Here is a 16010-nt window from a genome sequence, read left to right on the forward strand (position 1 = left end):
GCCTAGAGGCGCTCGCCCACGTACTCGGTGAGGTCGACGAGGCGGTTCGAGTAGCCCCACTCGTTGTCGTACCACGAGGTGATCTTCACGAGGCCGCCGATGACCTTGGTCAGGCCGGAGTCGTAGATCGAGGAGTGCGGGTCGGTCGTGATGTCGGTCGACACCAGCGGGTCCTCGCTGTAGAGCAGGATGCCCTTGAGCGGGCCCTCCGCGGCCTCCTTGTAGGCGGCGTTGATCTCGTCGACCGTGACCTCGGACTTGGTCTCGAGGGTGAGGTCGGTGATCGAGCCGGTGGGGACCGGGACGCGGAGCGCGAAGCCGTCGAGCTTGCCCGCGAGCTCCGGGAGCACGAGGCCGATGGCCTTCGCCGCACCGGTGGAGGTCGGGACGATGTTCAGGGCGGCGGCGCGGGCACGACGCGGGTCCTTGTGCGGGCCGTCCTGGAGGTTCTGGTCGGCGGTGTACGCGTGCACCGTCGTCATGAGGCCACGCTCGATGCCGAACTTGTCGTGGAACACCTTGGCGAGCGGCGCGAGGCTGTTCGTGGTGCAGGACGCGTTCGAGATGATGTGGTGGTTCGCGGCGTCGTAGGTGTCCTCGTTCACGCCGAGCACGATGGTGACGTCGTCACCCGTGGCCGGTGCGGAGATGATGACCTTCTTGGCGCCGGCGTCGATGTGCTTCTGCGCATCGGCGGCCTTGGTGAAGAAGCCGGTCGACTCGATGACGATGTCGACACCCAGCTCGCCCCAGGGGAGGTTCGCGGGGTCGCGCTCCGCGAGGACCTTGATTGCCTTGCCGTCGACGACGATGTTGTCGCCGTCGAGCTCGACCGTCGCCGGGAGCTTGCCGGTGATCGAGTCGTACTTGAGGAGGTTCGCGAGCGCCGTGTTGTCGGTGAGGTCGTTCACCGCCACGATCTCGAGGTCGGAGCCCTTGGCGAGGGCGGCCCGGAAGAAGTTACGGCCGATGCGGCCGAAGCCGTTGATGCCGATCTTGACGGTCAATGGATCTCCTGGTGGGTGTGGAGCGCCCGAGGGGCGCTGCTTTTCGGAGTCGTGGGCCCCGCGGGCCCACGTGTGGTGGACGATACGCCCCGTAACGTCGCCGTAACGACCCTAGCAGTCGGACACTGCGCGCCCGTGCCGGATGACGGTCCGTCCGGACGGTCGCGGAGCGCGCCCGGGACGCACCCCAGAACGGACGGGAGGCGCGGTGCCAGCTGGCACCGCGCCTCCCGTCCGGTGGTCGGGACGACCGCGATCAGGCGCCTTCGAGCTCTTCCGGGACGCTGGCTTCCGTACCCGGGATCCCGAGGTCCGAGGCCTTCTTGTCGGCCATCGCGAGCAGGCGGCGGATGCGACCGGCGATCGCGTCCTTCGTCATCGGCGGCTCGGCGTGCTGTCCGAGCTCGTCGAGCGACGCGTCGCGGTGCTGCAGACGCAGGGAACCCGCGTACTGGAGGTGGTCCGGGACCTCGTCGCCGAGGATCTTGAGCGCGCGCTCGACCCGGGCGCAGGCGGCGACGGCGGCCTGCGCCGAGCGGCGGAGGTTCGCGTCGTCGAAGTTCACGAGTCGGTTGGCGGTGGCGCGGACCTCGCGGCGCTGGCGCATCTCCTCCCACTCGGCCGTGGTGCGCGCGGCGCCCATGACGGTGAGCATCTGGCCGATGGCCTCGCCGTCGCGGATGACCACACGGTGGACGCCGCGGACCTCACGGCCCTTCGCGGCGATTCCGAGGCGCGACGCTGCCCCGACGAGCGCCATGGCGGCCTCGTTGCCCGGGCAGGTGACCTCGAGGGCGGCGGCACGACCGGGGTCGGTGAGCGTGCCGGACGCGAGGAACGCACCGCGCCAGATGGCGGCGAGGTCCTCGCGGTTGCCCGTGGTGAGGCGGTTCGGCAGACCGCGGACCGGGCGACGACGGGCGTCCATCAGGCCGGTCTGGCGCGCGAGGGTCTCCCCCGCCTCGAGCACGCGGACCAGGTAGCGCGTGCCTCGACGGGACGACGCCGACGAGCCGACGCTCGCCTCCGAGCGGACGCCGTACAGCTCCGCGAGGTCCTTGCGCACCCGGTGCACGATGATGCGGGTGTCGAGTTCGACCTCGACCGCGATCCTGCCCGAGATGACGTGCAGGCCGCCCGCGAACCGCAGGATGGTCGCGAGTTCGGCGGCGCGGACCGTGTTGCGGTTCACGACGACCCTGGCCAGTTCGTCCTTGACCTCGGCAGTCAACGGCACAGCATCATTCCTAACGTTTACTCGGTGGGGTCCGCGGTCCGGCGTCACACGCGTGGGGAGCGGCCGGAGGGACGGTCACTCCCGGCCGAGATCTCGGTTCTTCACACGCACGGCGACGCTGGGCATCCCGCGGAGGAGACTCGCCAGCTCGGCGACGATGGCGACCGAACGGTGCTTCCCGCCGGTACAGCCGATGGCGATCGTAGCGTGTCTTTTGTTCTCCCGCTGGTACCCCTCGAAGACCGGCTCCAGGACGTCGGCGTAGCGCTCCACGAACGGACGGGCTCCGGGCTGAGCCAGGACGTAGTCCGAGACGGGCGCTTCGAGGCCTGTGTGGGCGCGGAGTTCCGGCACCCAGTAGGGGTTCGGGAGGAAGCGCACGTCGGCCACCATGTCGGCGTCGGCCGGCAGCCCGTACTTGAACCCGAAGCTCATCAGGGTCACCTGGACCCCGACGAAGTGGTCGTCGGCGAACTTCTCCGTGACGGCGTTGGCCAGCTGGTGGATGTTGAGGTCCGAGGTGTCGATGATCATGTCCGACGCCTCGCGCAGTCCGGAGAGCCGCGACCGTTCGCGGCCGATGCCGTCGAGGAGGGTCCCGTCGTCCTGCAGCGGGTGCGGTCGACGGACCTGCTCGAAGCGCCGCACGAGGACCGCGTCGGTCGCCTCGAGGAAGAGCACGCGGACCCGAGCGGACGTCGTCGACCGGACCTGCTCGACCGCCTGCTCCGGATCGGTGAAGAAGCGTCCGCCCCGCACGTCGACCACGGTCGCGATCTTCGGGATCTTCTCACCGGCACGGTCCGCCAGCTCGGTGAGCGGCGCGAGCATCTGCGTCGGCAGGTTGTCCACCACGTACCAGCCGAGGTCCTCGAGCGCCTTCCCGACGGTGGACCGGCCGGCGCCGGACATGCCCGTCACGATGAGGATGTCGTGCTGCTGCGGGGTCGTGGATCCGGCGGTGTCAGTCATCTGGGAGGGGGCTCCGTCGTCGCGGTCCGGGCTCGTCGCCCGGGGTCGTCTCGGTTGCGGGTGGTGGGCTGCGGGTGCCGGGTGCGGGCGGTCGGTGGTCAGCTCGGTCCAGGCTACCGTCCGGACCGGTCACGGCGCTCGGTCGGCCCCGGCCCGGCCCGCTCGGCGTCCCGGCCCGCCCTCGCCGGGCCGGCTCCCCGTGGCACTCCCGGAGCCGTGCACACCGGCAGCCTGCCGGGAGGCACGGCGCACCTCACGCGGGCAGCTCCGGCCCGCCGTCGGTCATGTCCGGCACGGTGACGGAACCGGCCGTGGCGAGGGAGCGGTCGAAGCCGCGCTCGTGGGCCTGCCCGGCACTGCCGTCCGCTTCGGGAGCACTGTCGGGCGTGGACGGACTCGCCGGGTGCTGCGCGAGCTTCGCGACCACCGCGGCAGCGGTCGTCGGCCCGATGCCCGGGACGACCCCGATCTCCGCGGCGGTGGCCGCCCGGAGGCGTGCCACCGACCCGAAGTGCTTCAGGAGCGACGCGACACGCGACGGCCCGAGCCCCGGGATCTCCGACAGCTGCGAGCGGACGTCCCGCTTCCGGCGGGTCCGCTGGTGCGTGATCGCGAACCGGTGTGCCTCGTCGCGGATGCGCTGGATGAGGAAGAGCGCCTCGGAGTTGCGCGGCAGGATCACCGGGAAGTCGTCGTCGGGCAGCCAGAGCTCCTCGAGGCGCTTCGCGATCCCGACGAGTGCGATGTCGTGCACCCCGGCCTCGTCCATCGCGCGCTTCGCGGCCTGCACCTGGGGCTGCCCGCCGTCGACGATGAGCAGCTGTGGGCGGTACGCGAACCGCTTCGTGGGCTTCGACCCCTCGACGACCTCGTCCGTCGTGACGTCCGGGACGTCGGGCACCGAGGCGTCCTCGTCCAGCCGTGCCAGACGGCGTGTGAGCACCTGGTACATGCTGTCGGTGTCGTCGGTGGTCTCCGCGATCGTGTACCGCCGGTACTGGTCCTTGCGGGGCAGCCCGTCCTCGAACACGACCATCGACGCCACGACGTTCGTGCCCTGCAGGTGCGAGATGTCGTAGCACTCCATCCGCAGCGGTGCCTCGCTCATCCCGAGCGCGTCCTGGATGTCGGCGAGGGCCGCGGACCGCGTCGTGTAGTCCGCGCTCCGCTTCGTCTTGTACAGCATGAGCGCCTGCGCGGCGTTCTGCTTCGCGGTGCGCGCCAGCCCGGCCCGGTCACCCCGCTGCGCGGTGCTGAGCTTCGTCCCACGGCCGCCACGGCGCTGGCTGAGCCACTCCTGCAGCGCCTCGGCGTCCTCCGGGAGTTCGGGCACGACGACCTCGCGCGGAGGCTCGTCGCCCGTCGCGTAGTTGCCCTGCACGATCTGCTCGACGAGGTCCCCCGTAGCGATGTCGAGCTCCTTGTCGACCACCCACCCGCGCACACCGCGGATGCGACCGCCGCGGACCGAGAAGAGTTGCACGGCGGCGGCGAGCTCGTCCTCGGCGATGCCGAACAGGTCGAGGTCGACACTGTCACGGAGCACCACGGCGCTCTTCTCGAGGACGGCTTCGAGCGCCTCGACCTGGTCGCGGTACCGCGCGGCCTGCTCGTACTGCATCGCGTCGGCGGAGGCCGCCATCCGCTGGCGGAGCTGGGTGATCACCCGCCGGTCGTAGCTCGACATGAACCGGACGAACTCCTCGACCAGCACGCGGTGCTCCGCGATCGTCACCTTCTGCGAGCACGGCCCACCGCACTTCCCGATCTGCCCGGGGAAGCACGGCTTGCCGGTCTGCATGGCGCGCTTGTACGACGAGTCCGAACAGGTGCGGATCGGGAAGACCTTGATCATCAGGTCGATGGTGTCGTGCACGGCCCAGATCTTCGGGTAGGGACCGAAGTACTTCGCGCCCTTGATCTTCCGGTTCCGCGTCACCATGACCCGAGGTGCCTCGTCGCCGAGGGTGATCGCCATGTACGGGTACGACTTGTCGTCCCGGAACTTGACGTTGAACGGCGGGTCGAACTCCTTGATCCAGGTGTACTCGAGCTGCAGGGCCTCGATCTCGGAGCCGACGGTCGTCCACTCGACACTGCGTGCCGTCAGGACCATCCGTCGCGTGCGCTCGTGGAGCGTCGGCAGCGGTGCGAAGTAGTTGCTCAGCCGGGCTCGGAGGTTTTTCGCCTTGCCGACGTAGAGCACCCGGCCGTTCTCGTCACGCCACCGGTAGACGCCCGGGTCGGTCGGGATCTCCCCCGCCTTCGGACGCCACGGAACGGTGTCCGCCACCTACCGTGCACCCGCCTTCTGCTTCGAACCGGCACCGTTCTTCGCGACGCCGTTCTTCGCGACGCCCTTCGCCCCCGACCGCGCCGACGCGCTCGGCTGCCGGGCACCGACGGCCTGCTCCTTGCCGACGCGGGCGTCCTGCGCGTCGAAGATCTCGCGCAGGAAGACACCGGTGTGGCTCTCCGGGACGTCGGCGACGTGCTCGGGCGTCCCGGTCGCAAGGACCGTCCCGCCGCCGGCACCGCCCTCCGGGCCCATGTCGATGAGCCAGTCGGCCGACTTGATGACGTCGAGGTTGTGCTCGATCGTGATGACCGTGTTGCCCTTGTCGACGAGCCCCTGCAGGACGAGCAGGAGCTTGCGGACGTCCTCGAAGTGCAGACCCGTGGTCGGCTCGTCGAGGACGTACACCGTGCGCCCGGTCGACCGGCGCTGCAGCTCGGTCGCGAGCTTGACGCGCTGTGCCTCGCCACCGGACAGTGTCGTGGCGCTCTGACCGAGGCGCACGTAGCCGAGTCCGACGTCGACGAGGGTCTTCATGTACCGGTGGATCGCGGAGATCGGCTCGAAGAACTCGGCCGCCTCGCTGATGGGCATGTCGAGGACCTCGGAGATGTCCTTGCCCTTGTAGTGCACCTGCAGCGTCTCGCGGTTGTACCGCGCCCCGCCGCAGACCTCGCACGCGACGTACACGTCGGGCAGGAAGTTCATCTCGATCTTGATCGTGCCGTCACCCGAGCAGTTCTCGCAGCGGCCGCCCTTGACGTTGAAGCTGAAGCGCCCGGGCTGGTACCCGCGTGCCTTGGCCTCGGGCGTCTCCGCGAAGAGCTGCCGGATCCGGTCGAACACGCCCGTGTACGTCGCGGGGTTCGACCGCGGCGTGCGGCCGATCGGGGCCTGGTCGACGTGCACGACCTTGTCGAGCTGGTCGAGGCCCTTGACCCGCGTGTGCTTGCCGGCGATGTGCCGCGCCCCGTTGAGCTGGTTCGCGAGCACCTTGTAGAGGATGTCGTTGACCAGCGTGGACTTGCCCGAGCCGCTCACACCCGTGACCGCGGTGAACACCCCGAGCGGGAAGTCCACGTCGATCTCCTGCAGGTTGTTCGCCCGCGCACCCTGCACGCTGATGACGCGCTTCGGGTTCGCCTTCCGACGCTCCGCCGGCACCTCGATCGCGCGTCGACCCGCGAGGTAGTCCCCCGTGATCGACTCGCGGTTCGCGATGATCCCCTCGTACGAGCCGGAGTGCACGACGTTGCCGCCGTTGACGCCGGCACCCGGGCCGATGTCGACCACCCAGTCGGCCGTCCGGATCGTGTCCTCGTCGTGCTCGACGACGATCAGGGTGTTGCCGAGGTTCTTGAGCTTGACGAGGGTGTCGATCAGTCGCCGGTTGTCGCGCTGGTGCAGACCGATGCTCGGCTCGTCGAGGACGTAGAGCACGCCCGTCAGACCGGAACCGATCTGCGTCGCGAGGCGGATGCGCTGGGCTTCTCCGCCGGACAGGCCACCCGCACCGCGCGCGAGCGTGAGGTAGTTCAGCCCAACCTCGAGCAGGAACTCGAGCCGTGCCCGGATCTCCCGCAGGACCGCCGCGGCGATGTGTGCCTCACGCTCGGTGAGCCGGAGCTCCTCCATGAAGGCGTAGGCGTCGTCGAGGGACAGGTTCGTCACGTCGGCGATGCTGCGACCGTCGACCGTGACCGCGAGGACCTTGGGCTTGAGGCGAGTGCCGTCGCAGACCGGGCACGGGACCTCGCGCAGGTAGCCCTGGAACCGCTGCCGCTGCGAGTCCGACTCGGCCTCGGCGAACTTGCGCTCGATGTAGGGCATCACGCCCTCGAAGCCGCTCGTGTACCGCATCTCGCGCCCGAACCGGTTCCGCCAGGACACCGAGACCTGGAAGTCCTTGCCGGTCAGGATCGCGGCCTGGACCTTCGGGTCGAGCTGGTTCCACGGGGTGTCGAGCGAGAACCCGAGGTCCTTCCCCAGGCCGGCGAGGAGCTTCTCGAAGTAGGAGTACAGCCCACTGGTGCCGGTCCACGGGAGCAGCACGCCGTCGCGGAGCGAGGCCTCCGGGTCCCCGAGCACGAGGTCGGGGTCGACCGACATCCGCGTCCCGAGACCCGAGCACTCCGGGCAGGCGCCGAACGGCGCGTTGAACGAGAACGTCCGTGGTTCGATCTCGGTCAGCGCGAGCGGGTGGTTGTTCGGGCAGGAGAGGTTCTCGGAGTAGGTCCGGACAGCGCCGGGGCCTTCGTGGTCGACGAGGTCGATCGCCACGGTGCCGTTCGTCAGGCGCAGGGCCGTCTCGAGCGAGTCGGTGAGCCGGCCGAGGATGTCGTCGCTCGCGACCAGGCGGTCGATGACGACCGAGATGTCGTGCTTGACCTGCTTCTTGAGCTTCGGCGGGTCGCTCAGCTGGACGCGCTCGCCGTCCACGATCGCGCGGGCGTACCCGGACGCCGCGAGCTCCTGGAAGAGGTCGACGAACTCGCCCTTCTTCTTCGAGATCACCGGTGCGAGGACCTGGAACCGCGTGCCGGACTCGAACTCCATGAGCTGGTCGGCGATCTGTTGCACGCTCTGCTTGCTGATGACCTCGCCGCAGACGGGGCAGTGCGGCACGCCGATGCGCGCCCAGAGCAGACGCATGTAGTCGTAGACCTCGGTGATGGTCCCGACGGTCGACCGGGGGTTCCGGTTGGTCGACTTCTGGTCGATCGACACCGCGGGCGACAACCCCTCGATGAAGTCGACGTCGGGACGGTCCACCTGTCCGAGGAACTGGCGCGCGTAGGCCGAGAGCGACTTGACGTAGCGACGCTGCCCCTCGGCGAAGATCGTGTCGAACGCGAGCGACGACTTCCCCGACCCGGAGAGCCCGGTGAACACGACGAGGGAGTCGCGCGGGATCTCGAGGTCGACGTCGCGGAGGTTGTGCACGCGCGCGCCCCGGACGCTGAGCGTCGAGGTGCTGTGCGGTGCCGTGCCGCCCGGGAGGTGGAGGTCAGCGGGCTCGCCGAAGGCGTTCCGGCCCGAGGTCGTGGTTCCGCGGTCAGAGGTGATGGTCATCGCCGACAAGTCTACGAACCGGGACTGACATTCGTCGGGCCGCGGGTGTCACCCGAGTGCGTCGAGAGCGAACGCCACCCCGGCGGCTCGCTCGCTCGCCGTCCAGAGTCGCGCGGCCTCGAGCCGGTCGTGCGCCTTCGGTTCGGCCGTCACCCGCGCGGCCGGGCCACGCAGCTGCATCCACCCGGCCGGCCCCCAGTACTCCCCGGACCGGACGTCCGGAGCGACCGCCGCGTGCACGATCGGTTCCGCGCCGACGTCCTTGCCCTGGGCGTACAGGCGCTGCGCGGGCCGCGTCCACGCCGGCTCAGCCCGTGTCACCGCGACGAGCGGGCGGTCCGGGGAGAGGACGTCGAGCGAGAAGCCCGGGTGCGCGACGACACTCGCCACGGTCGATCCGGCGTCGGCGAGGCGCTCGGCGAGTTCGAACCCGAACAGCATCACCGCGAGCTTGCTGCGACCGTACTGGCGGTAGCTCGAGTAGTGCGCTGCCCCGAGTGGCTCGGCGCGGTCGAGACGTGCCCACCGGTGCGCGATCGACCCGAGGTGCACGACGCGGCCCGATCGGCGCTCGACCAGCGGCAGGACGCGGGCGGTCAGGGCGAAGTGCCCGAGGTGGTTCGTCCCGATCTGCAGTTCGTGCCCCTGTGCCGTGGACCGCTGCTCGCGTGATCCGACCACGCCCGCGTTGTTCACGAGCGCATCGATCCCGTCGGGCATGCGCTCGGCGAGCGTCGTCGCGGCCGCTGCGACCGAGTCGAGGTCGGCGAGGTCGAGCGACACGTGGTCGACCTCGGCGCCGGGCACGACGGAGCGGATGCTGTCGAGTGCGGCAGCTGCCCGGTCGGGGTTGCGCGCAGCGAGGACGACCCGGTGTCCGGCCGCCGCGAGCTGCTCCGACGCCCAGTAGCCGAGACCGGCGGTCGCGCCCGTGACGACGACGGTCCGTCGAGCGGCGCCGTCAGCGGACATGCCCGGCGGACTCCATCTGCCGCAGCGCCTTCTTGAGGTCCTGGACCTCGTCACGGAGGCGGGCCGCGAGCTCGAACTTCAGCTCGGCCGCGGCCTGCAGCATCTGCTCGTTGAGGTCGGCGATCGTGGCCTCGAGCTGCGTCGCGCCCTCGCCCGCGATGCCCTCACGCTTGAGGTTCGGCGTGGGCGACTGTCGACCGTCCGCCGCCGGTCGACCCTCGAGCAGCGCCTTCGTGTCGTCGTTCTCGCGCGCGAGGATCTCCGTGATGTCGGCGATCTTCTTCCGGAGCGGTTGCGGGTCGATGCCGTGCTCGAGGTTGTAGGCGACCTGCTTCTCACGACGCCGGTCGGTCTCCTCGATGGCGTTGCGCATCGAGTCCGTCATGGTGTCGGCGTACATGAGCACCTGTCCGGAGACGTTGCGGGCCGCACGGCCGATCGTCTGGATGAGCGAGGTCGACGAGCGGAGGAAGCCTTCCTTGTCGGCGTCGAGGATCGCGACGAGCGAGACCTCCGGCAGGTCGAGACCCTCACGCAGGAGGTTGATGCCGACGAGCACGTCGTAGACGCCCTGCCGGAGCTCGGTGAGGAGCTCGACACGCTTCAGGGTGTCGACGTCGGAGTGCAGGTAGCGCACCCGCACACCGGCGTTGCCGAGGAAGTCGGTGAGCTCTTCCGCCATCCGCTTCGTCAGGGTGGTCACCAGGACGCGCTCGTCCTTCTCCACGCGCTGCTTGATCTCCTCGAGCAGGTCGTCGATCTGGCCGTCGCTCGGCTTCACCACGATCTCGGGGTCGACCAGGCCCGTCGGACGGATGATCTGCTCGACGACGCTGTCGGTGACGCCGAGCTCGTACCGCCCGGGTGTCGCCGACAGGTAGACCTTCTGCCCCGCGCGCTCGAGGAACTCCTCCCACGTGAGCGGGCGGTTGTCGAGGGCGCTCGGCAGCCGGAACCCGTGCTCGACGAGGGTGCGCTTGCGGGAGGCGTCGCCCTCGTACATGGCGCCGATCTGGGGCACCGTGACGTGCGACTCGTCGATGACGATGAGGAAGTCGTCCGGGAAGTAGTCGAGGAGGCAGTGCGGTGCCTCGCCCGCCTGGCGGCCGTCCATGTGTCGCGAGTAGTTCTCGATGCCGGAACAGAAACCGATCTGCTCCATCATCTCGATGTCGAACGTCGTCCGCATGCGGAGCCGCTGCGCCTCGAGCAGCTTGCCCTGCCCCTCGAGCTCGGCGAGGCGCTCGGCGAGCTCCACCTTGATGTCGGCGATCGCGCGGTGCATCACGTCGGTGTCCGCCACGTAGTGCGACGCCGGGAAGATCGACACCGCCGGGAGGTCCTCGATCACGGAACCGGTGAGCGGGTGCAGGGAGGAGAGGGCTTCGATCTCGTCACCGAACATCTCGATGCGGATCGCGTGCTCCTCGTACATGGGGATGATCTCGATCGTGTCCCCACGGACCCGGAAGGTACCGCGTGCGAAGTCGACGTCGTTGCGCTGGTACTGCATCGCGACGAACCGGCGGACGAGCTGGTCGCGCGAGATCGTCTGCCCGACGTGCAGCGCGACCGAGGCGTTCATGTACTGCTCCGGTGTACCGAGGCCGTAGATGCACGACACCGTGGACACCACCACGACGTCGCGGCGGCTGAGCAGCGAGTTCGTCGTCGAGTGGCGGAGGCGCTCGACCTCGGCGTTGACCGAGGAGTCCTTCTCGATGAAGGTGTCCGTCTGCGGGACGTAGGCCTCGGGCTGGTAGTAGTCGTAGTACGACACGAAGTACTCGACCGCGTTGTTCGGCAGGAGGCCGCGGAACTCGTTGGCGAGCTGCGCCGCGAGCGTCTTGTTGTGGGCGAGCACGAGGGTCGGTCGCTGCACCTGCTCGATCAGCCACGCCGTGGTCGCCGACTTGCCCGTACCGGTGGCGCCGAGGAGCACGACGTCGGTCTCACCGGCGTTGATGCGACCCGCGAGTTCGGCGATCGCCGCCGGCTGGTCGCCGCTCGGCGAGTACTCGCTGATCACCTCGAACGGGCGCACCGCTCGCGTGGGCTCGATGTCGACTGCCATGTCCACAACGGTAGCCGCGACCACTGACAACACCCGGCCCGATCGCCCACAGCGCAGCGCCGCATCCCGCGACCCCACCGCCCGTGCTCGGCGTACTGTCCGCCGCAGGCATCCTCAAAGCCGGCTGATAACAACCGGTCGTAGCCTCCGGTCCGTTCAGCAACCCGATCCTCCCTCCCCCGATGAGGCCCCATGACGACGGCGACCCCGGCCGCACCCTCCCCTGCGAAGGGCACGCCCTTCCGCGGCCGCATCCGCGGCAAGGTGCTCCTGCTCCTCTGCTGCATGTACGCGATCTCGTACATCGACCGCACCAACATCTCGACCGCGCTCCCCCACATCACCGAGGAGTTCGGCTTCAACGAGACCACCGCCGGTCTCGTCGTGTCGGCCTTCGCCCTGCCGTACGCGCTCCTCCAGGTCTTCGGCGGCACGATCAGCGAGAAGTTCGGCCCGCGGAGGTCGCTCTTCGTCATCACCGTGCTCTGGGGCGTCGCGACCCTCTGGACCGGGCTCTCGGTCGGCTTCTGGACCCTCGCCGCGGCACGCTTCCTCCTCGGGCTCACCGAGGCCGCCGCCTTCCCCGCCGCGACGCAGGCGATGAGCCGGTGGATCCCCCGCGACCGCAACGGCTTCGCGCAGGGTGTCGTGCACTCGGCGGCCCGGCTCGGGAACGCGGTCGCACCGCTCCTCGTCGCATGGGTCATCGCGGGCACCGGCAACTGGCGCTGGGCGTTCGTCGCCACCGCCCTGCTGTCGATCGCGTGGGGCGTCGTCTGGTTCGTCTGGTTCCGCGATCGACCCGAGTCGGCGAAGGGGATCACCGGGGCCGAGCTGGCCGAGCTCCCACCCGTGGAGACCCGAGCGACCCGACCGCCGGTGCCGTGGCGCCAGCTCGCGAAGCAGATCCTCCCGGTGACGTTCGTCGACTTCGGCTACGGGTGGACCCTCTGGGTGTTCCTCACCTGGATCCCGACCTTCCTCAGCAGCACGTACGACCTCGAGATCAGCTCCTTCGCGTGGTTCACGTCCGGGGTGCTCCTCGCCGGCGTGGTCGGTGACACCGTCGGCGGGATGCTCAGCGACCGGCTCATCCACCGCGGCGGCGACACCCGGCACGCTCGCCGCGTCATCCTGGTGATCGGACTCGGCGGCTCGCTGCTCTGCCTGCTCCCCCTGGTGTTCGGGCAGGGACTCGCCGTCGCCACCGTCTCGCTCGCGCTCTCGTTCTTCTTCCTCGAGCTGTGCAACGCCAACCTCTGGGCCATCCCGATGGACGTCGCACCGCAGTGGTCGGGGACGGCCTCGGGCTTCATGAACACCGGGTTCGGCATCGCCGGCGTGGTCTCGCCGTTCGTGTTCGGTGCGCTCATCGACGCGTCGGGCTGGCAGCTGCCGTTCGCCCTCTCGTGTGCGCTGCTCGCGGCCGCCGCAGTGGTCGCCTGGGTGATGAAGCCGCAGCGGATCACCTCGACCGACGGTCACCTGGAGATCGGGACGCCGGCCGCGGAGCGGACCGGCGGCGGACCGACGCGGCGGACGTGACCACCTGACGGACCGGGGGACGGTGCACGTCCCGCGCCGCGCCTCCAGGCGGTCCGGGTGACGGACGGGAGGCACAGCGAGGGTCCGGGGCGGAGCCTCCCGTCCGTCGTCGGTCACCCGGCGGCGACCGCCGCCCGCTTCCGCGCCCGCGCCTCGCGCTGCGCGCGCGACGCGAGGGACGGACGGCCCGTCAGCGGCACGCTGAGGGGCGTCCAGCGGAACGCCTCGGTGATCGCGACCGAGAGCACGACCACGAGGACGTAGGTCACGAGGGTGAGCCATGGCTTCGCGACGTGGCCCTCGAGCCAGCTGTCGCCGTACAGCAGCAGCCAGATCACGAACGGGTGGCTGAGGAAGATGCCGAACGAGCGGTCCGAGCCGTAGTCGACCACGCGGGCGAGGAGACTCCCCCGACGACGGCGGTCCGCCCACCGCGCACCGATCGCGAGGAAGCCGACGAAGACCGCGGCACTCCAGACGACCTGCACGGGCTGGAGCGGGGTCCCTGCGGCGTACAGCGACTGGCCCAGTAGGACCTGGACGGCCCAGACGCCGAGCGTGCCGACCCCGACGGCGCCGAAACCCCAGAGCACGGCGCGGCGGTGCACCCGGATGAACCGGAGGAACGCGTCGGCGTGGTCGGCTGCGATGGCACCGGACACGATGAAGAACACGTACGAGAAGAAGAACTGCTTCTGGTAGCCGTGCAGCCAGGCGTCGCTCGCCGGGAAGTACTTGTACCCGGCGAAGACGACGAGCTGGACGACCGCCGCGACGACGAGCACGGTGACGTGGTGCCCTCGCGTCCGCCGGACGAGCCACACCACGACCGGCAACAGCAGGTACACCTGCATCGTCACGAGCAGGAAGTAGAGGTGGTACCAGGCGACCCCGGTGACGATGCCCTCGGCGTACGTCCGGACGAGGTCGGGCACGTCGCCACGGCGGGTCGGGCTGAGCAGCCACGAGGACGCCACGTACACGAACGACCACGCCAGGTAGGGCACCCCGACGAGCAGGAACCGCTTCGGCCAGAACTGCGCCATCGGTCGGGGTCGGAGCTCGTAGCTGTAGACGAGGACGAACGCGGTGAGCGAGAAGAACACCAGGCGGGTGAAGTGCAACAGGGCGAGCAGCGCGTTCAGCCCGACGTCGTCGGTGGCCGCCGTGTGGCTCGTCGTGTGCACTCCGATCACGCACGCGAAGGTCAGGATCCGGAGGACGTCGACCTCGTACAGGTGCCGGGGGCGGCCGTCTGCTGTGCGGGTCGGCGACGCGTCGGCCGGGGTCGCGGCGGCCGTGGCGGCGGGCGTGCTGCTCACGGCTGCGCGGCCATCGTCCGGACGTCAGCCCGACGGATCTTGCCCGTCGGTGCCCGCGGGAGGTCCGGCACGACCGTGATCTCGACCGGTCGACGGAAGCGGGTGAGCTCGGCCTCGGCACGTGCTGTTAGGTCGGCCACGAGGACGTCGGCGTCGACCCCGGCGTCGGGCTGCACGACGACGTAGGCGACGGGCACGGCACCGAGCACGTCATGGGGCCGGCCGACCACCACCGCCTCCAGCACGCGGTCGTCACCGAGCAGGACGTCCTCGACCTCGGACGGGTACACCTTCTCACCGCCGCGGTTGATGACGTCGTCCGAGCGCCCGGCGAGCGACACCCACCCGTCCGACGACACCGACCCGACGTCGCCCGTGCTCAGCCAGTGGTCCGCGTCGAAGCGCTCGGCAGCGCGGCCGCCGAGGTAGTGGTCGACGATGCCCGGGCCGCGCACCCACAGTGCGCCCACCTCGTCGGGCCCCGCCGGCGTCCCGTCCGCACGGCGGACCTGCACCTCGCAGCCGACGGGCACCCCGACGCTCCCCGGACGGGCCGGGGCGTCGAACGGGGTCGCGGTGATCTGCGACGCCCCCTCCGTCATGCCCCAGCTCACGACGAGGGGGACGTCGCCCAGGGCGTCCCGCACGGGGTCGGGCAACGGCGCCGAGGCGCTCCGCACGAACCGCAGTCCCTCGGGGAAGTCGAGCGGACCGGTCCTCGCGAGCACGGCGAGGATCGCCGGCACCGCGTTGAGCCACGTCACCCGACGCTCGGCCAGCAGCTCCCAGAACCCCGTCCGGCGGAACCGGCGGTCGAGCACCAGCGTCCCGCCGGCCACCAGGGTCGCGAGCAGCCCGACGACCTCGGCGTTGACGTGGAAGAGCGGCAGGGAGTTGAACCCGCGGTCGTCGGGCGTGAGACGGTTGTGCGCGGCGACCGCACGGGCGACGACGAGCAGTTGCGACTCCGGGAGTTCGACCCCCTTCGGCGTCCCGGTCGAGCCGGACGTGAAGAGGACGACGGAGCCCTCGCCGGGGACGTCCAGGACCTCGGCCGGCACATCGCCGTCCCGCACGCGGGTCGGCAGGAAGGTGTGCTCGTCGATCCGGGAGGACGGCGCCCCCTCGACCGTGGCGTCCTCGTCGCGGTCGGACACCACGAGGCCCGCGCCCCCGATCAGTGCTGCGAGCCGAGCCGGTTCGCCGACGGGCTGCCCGGTGTCGACCGGGACCGAGCGGCGGCCTGAGGCCACCGCCGCGAGGTGCACGACCGCGAACGCGAGCGGGTCGCCGAGGTCGACGAGGACGGCGCCCGAGTCCGGCACGCCGATGGCGTCGAACGTGGACGACCACGCCGAGACGGCGGCGTCGAGGCCGCGGTAGGTGAGGACACGGTCGGAGCGCGCGTCCTCGAGGTACGCGTGGTCACCGTCCTCGGTGGCGCGTCGGGCGATCAGGGCGCGCAGGTCGGGGAGTTCTGCTGCTGGCTGCACGACCTGAGCGTATTGCGAGA

At 70.2% G+C, this 16010-nt stretch carries 10 protein-coding genes; 1 reads left to right on the forward strand and 9 read right to left on the reverse strand.

The features are described from left to right. Positions 1-2 precede the first annotated feature (2 nt). From gap to uvrB, 7 genes are all read right to left on the reverse strand, one after another. On the reverse strand, positions 3-1007 hold the full coding sequence (gene gap / locus ABC270_RS11105; RefSeq protein ID WP_058726334.1) for a type I glyceraldehyde-3-phosphate dehydrogenase: 1005 nt from the start codon (positions 1005-1007) through the stop codon (positions 3-5). Between the two features lie 256 nt (positions 1008-1263). Then, the gene (whiA, locus tag ABC270_RS11110) at positions 1264-2244 is read right to left on the reverse strand and encodes a DNA-binding protein WhiA (RefSeq protein WP_412880852.1); all 981 of its coding nucleotides are present in this window, start codon (positions 2242-2244) and stop codon (positions 1264-1266) included. 75 nt (positions 2245-2319) lie between these two features. Further along, positions 2320-3216 carry an RNase adapter RapZ gene (gene rapZ, locus ABC270_RS11115; RefSeq protein WP_412880853.1) on the reverse strand — a complete coding sequence of 299 codons (897 nt, stop codon included), beginning with the start codon at positions 3214-3216 and terminating at the stop codon, positions 2320-2322. 253 nt (positions 3217-3469) lie between these two features. Next, positions 3470-5509 carry an excinuclease ABC subunit UvrC gene (gene uvrC / locus ABC270_RS11120; protein ID WP_412880854.1) on the reverse strand — a complete coding sequence of 680 codons (2040 nt, stop codon included), beginning with the start codon at positions 5507-5509 and terminating at the stop codon, positions 3470-3472. Beyond that, the gene (uvrA, locus tag ABC270_RS11125; RefSeq protein WP_412880855.1) at positions 5510-8584 is read right to left on the reverse strand and encodes an excinuclease ABC subunit UvrA; all 3075 of its coding nucleotides are present in this window, start codon (positions 8582-8584) and stop codon (positions 5510-5512) included. A gap of 48 nt (positions 8585-8632) precedes the next feature. Further along, positions 8633-9556, reverse strand: coding sequence for an SDR family NAD(P)-dependent oxidoreductase (locus ABC270_RS11130; RefSeq protein ID WP_412880856.1), 924 nt, complete (start codon positions 9554-9556; stop codon positions 8633-8635). After that, complete coding sequence (uvrB, locus tag ABC270_RS11135; RefSeq protein ID WP_412882077.1) at positions 9546-11618, reverse strand: excinuclease ABC subunit UvrB; 2073 nt, start codon at positions 11616-11618, stop codon at positions 9546-9548. The genes ABC270_RS11130 and uvrB overlap by 11 nt, the downstream gene beginning before the upstream one ends. Positions 11619-11822: 204 nt before the next feature. Here uvrB and ABC270_RS11140 point away from each other — a divergent pair, with 204 nt between their 5' ends. Beyond that, positions 11823-13175: an MFS transporter gene (locus ABC270_RS11140; RefSeq protein ID WP_412880857.1), complete on the forward strand. Its 1353-nt coding sequence runs from the start codon at positions 11823-11825 to the stop codon at positions 13173-13175. Between the two features lie 113 nt (positions 13176-13288). On the opposite strand, the gene ABC270_RS11145 is transcribed toward ABC270_RS11140, so the two are convergent. Together ABC270_RS11145 and ABC270_RS11150 are read right to left on the reverse strand one after the other, a co-directional pair. Continuing rightward, the gene (locus tag ABC270_RS11145; protein ID WP_412880858.1) at positions 13289-14497 is read right to left on the reverse strand and encodes an acyltransferase; all 1209 of its coding nucleotides are present in this window, start codon (positions 14495-14497) and stop codon (positions 13289-13291) included. Continuing rightward, positions 14494-15990 carry a class I adenylate-forming enzyme family protein gene (locus ABC270_RS11150; RefSeq protein ID WP_412880859.1) on the reverse strand — a complete coding sequence of 499 codons (1497 nt, stop codon included), beginning with the start codon at positions 15988-15990 and terminating at the stop codon, positions 14494-14496. Before ABC270_RS11150 ends, ABC270_RS11145 begins: the two co-directional genes overlap by 4 nt. Positions 15991-16010 lie beyond the last annotated feature (20 nt).

Source organism: Curtobacterium phoenicis (assembly GCF_047238015.1).
Taxonomy (GTDB): Bacteria; Actinomycetota; Actinomycetes; order Actinomycetales; family Microbacteriaceae; genus Curtobacterium.

Coding starts and splice junctions, on each gene's coding strand:
- rapZ (WP_412880853.1), bottom strand. CDS start 3,216: ATGACTGACACCGCCGGATCCACGACCCCGCAGCAGCACGACATCCTC.
- uvrA (WP_412880855.1), bottom strand. CDS start 8,584: ATGACCATCACCTCTGACCGCGGAACCACGACCTCGGGCCGGAACGCC.
- ABC270_RS11130 (WP_412880856.1), bottom strand. CDS start 9,556: ATGTCCGCTGACGGCGCCGCTCGACGGACCGTCGTCGTCACGGGCGCG.
- ABC270_RS11140 (WP_412880857.1), top strand. CDS start 11,823: ATGACGACGGCGACCCCGGCCGCACCCTCCCCTGCGAAGGGCACGCCC.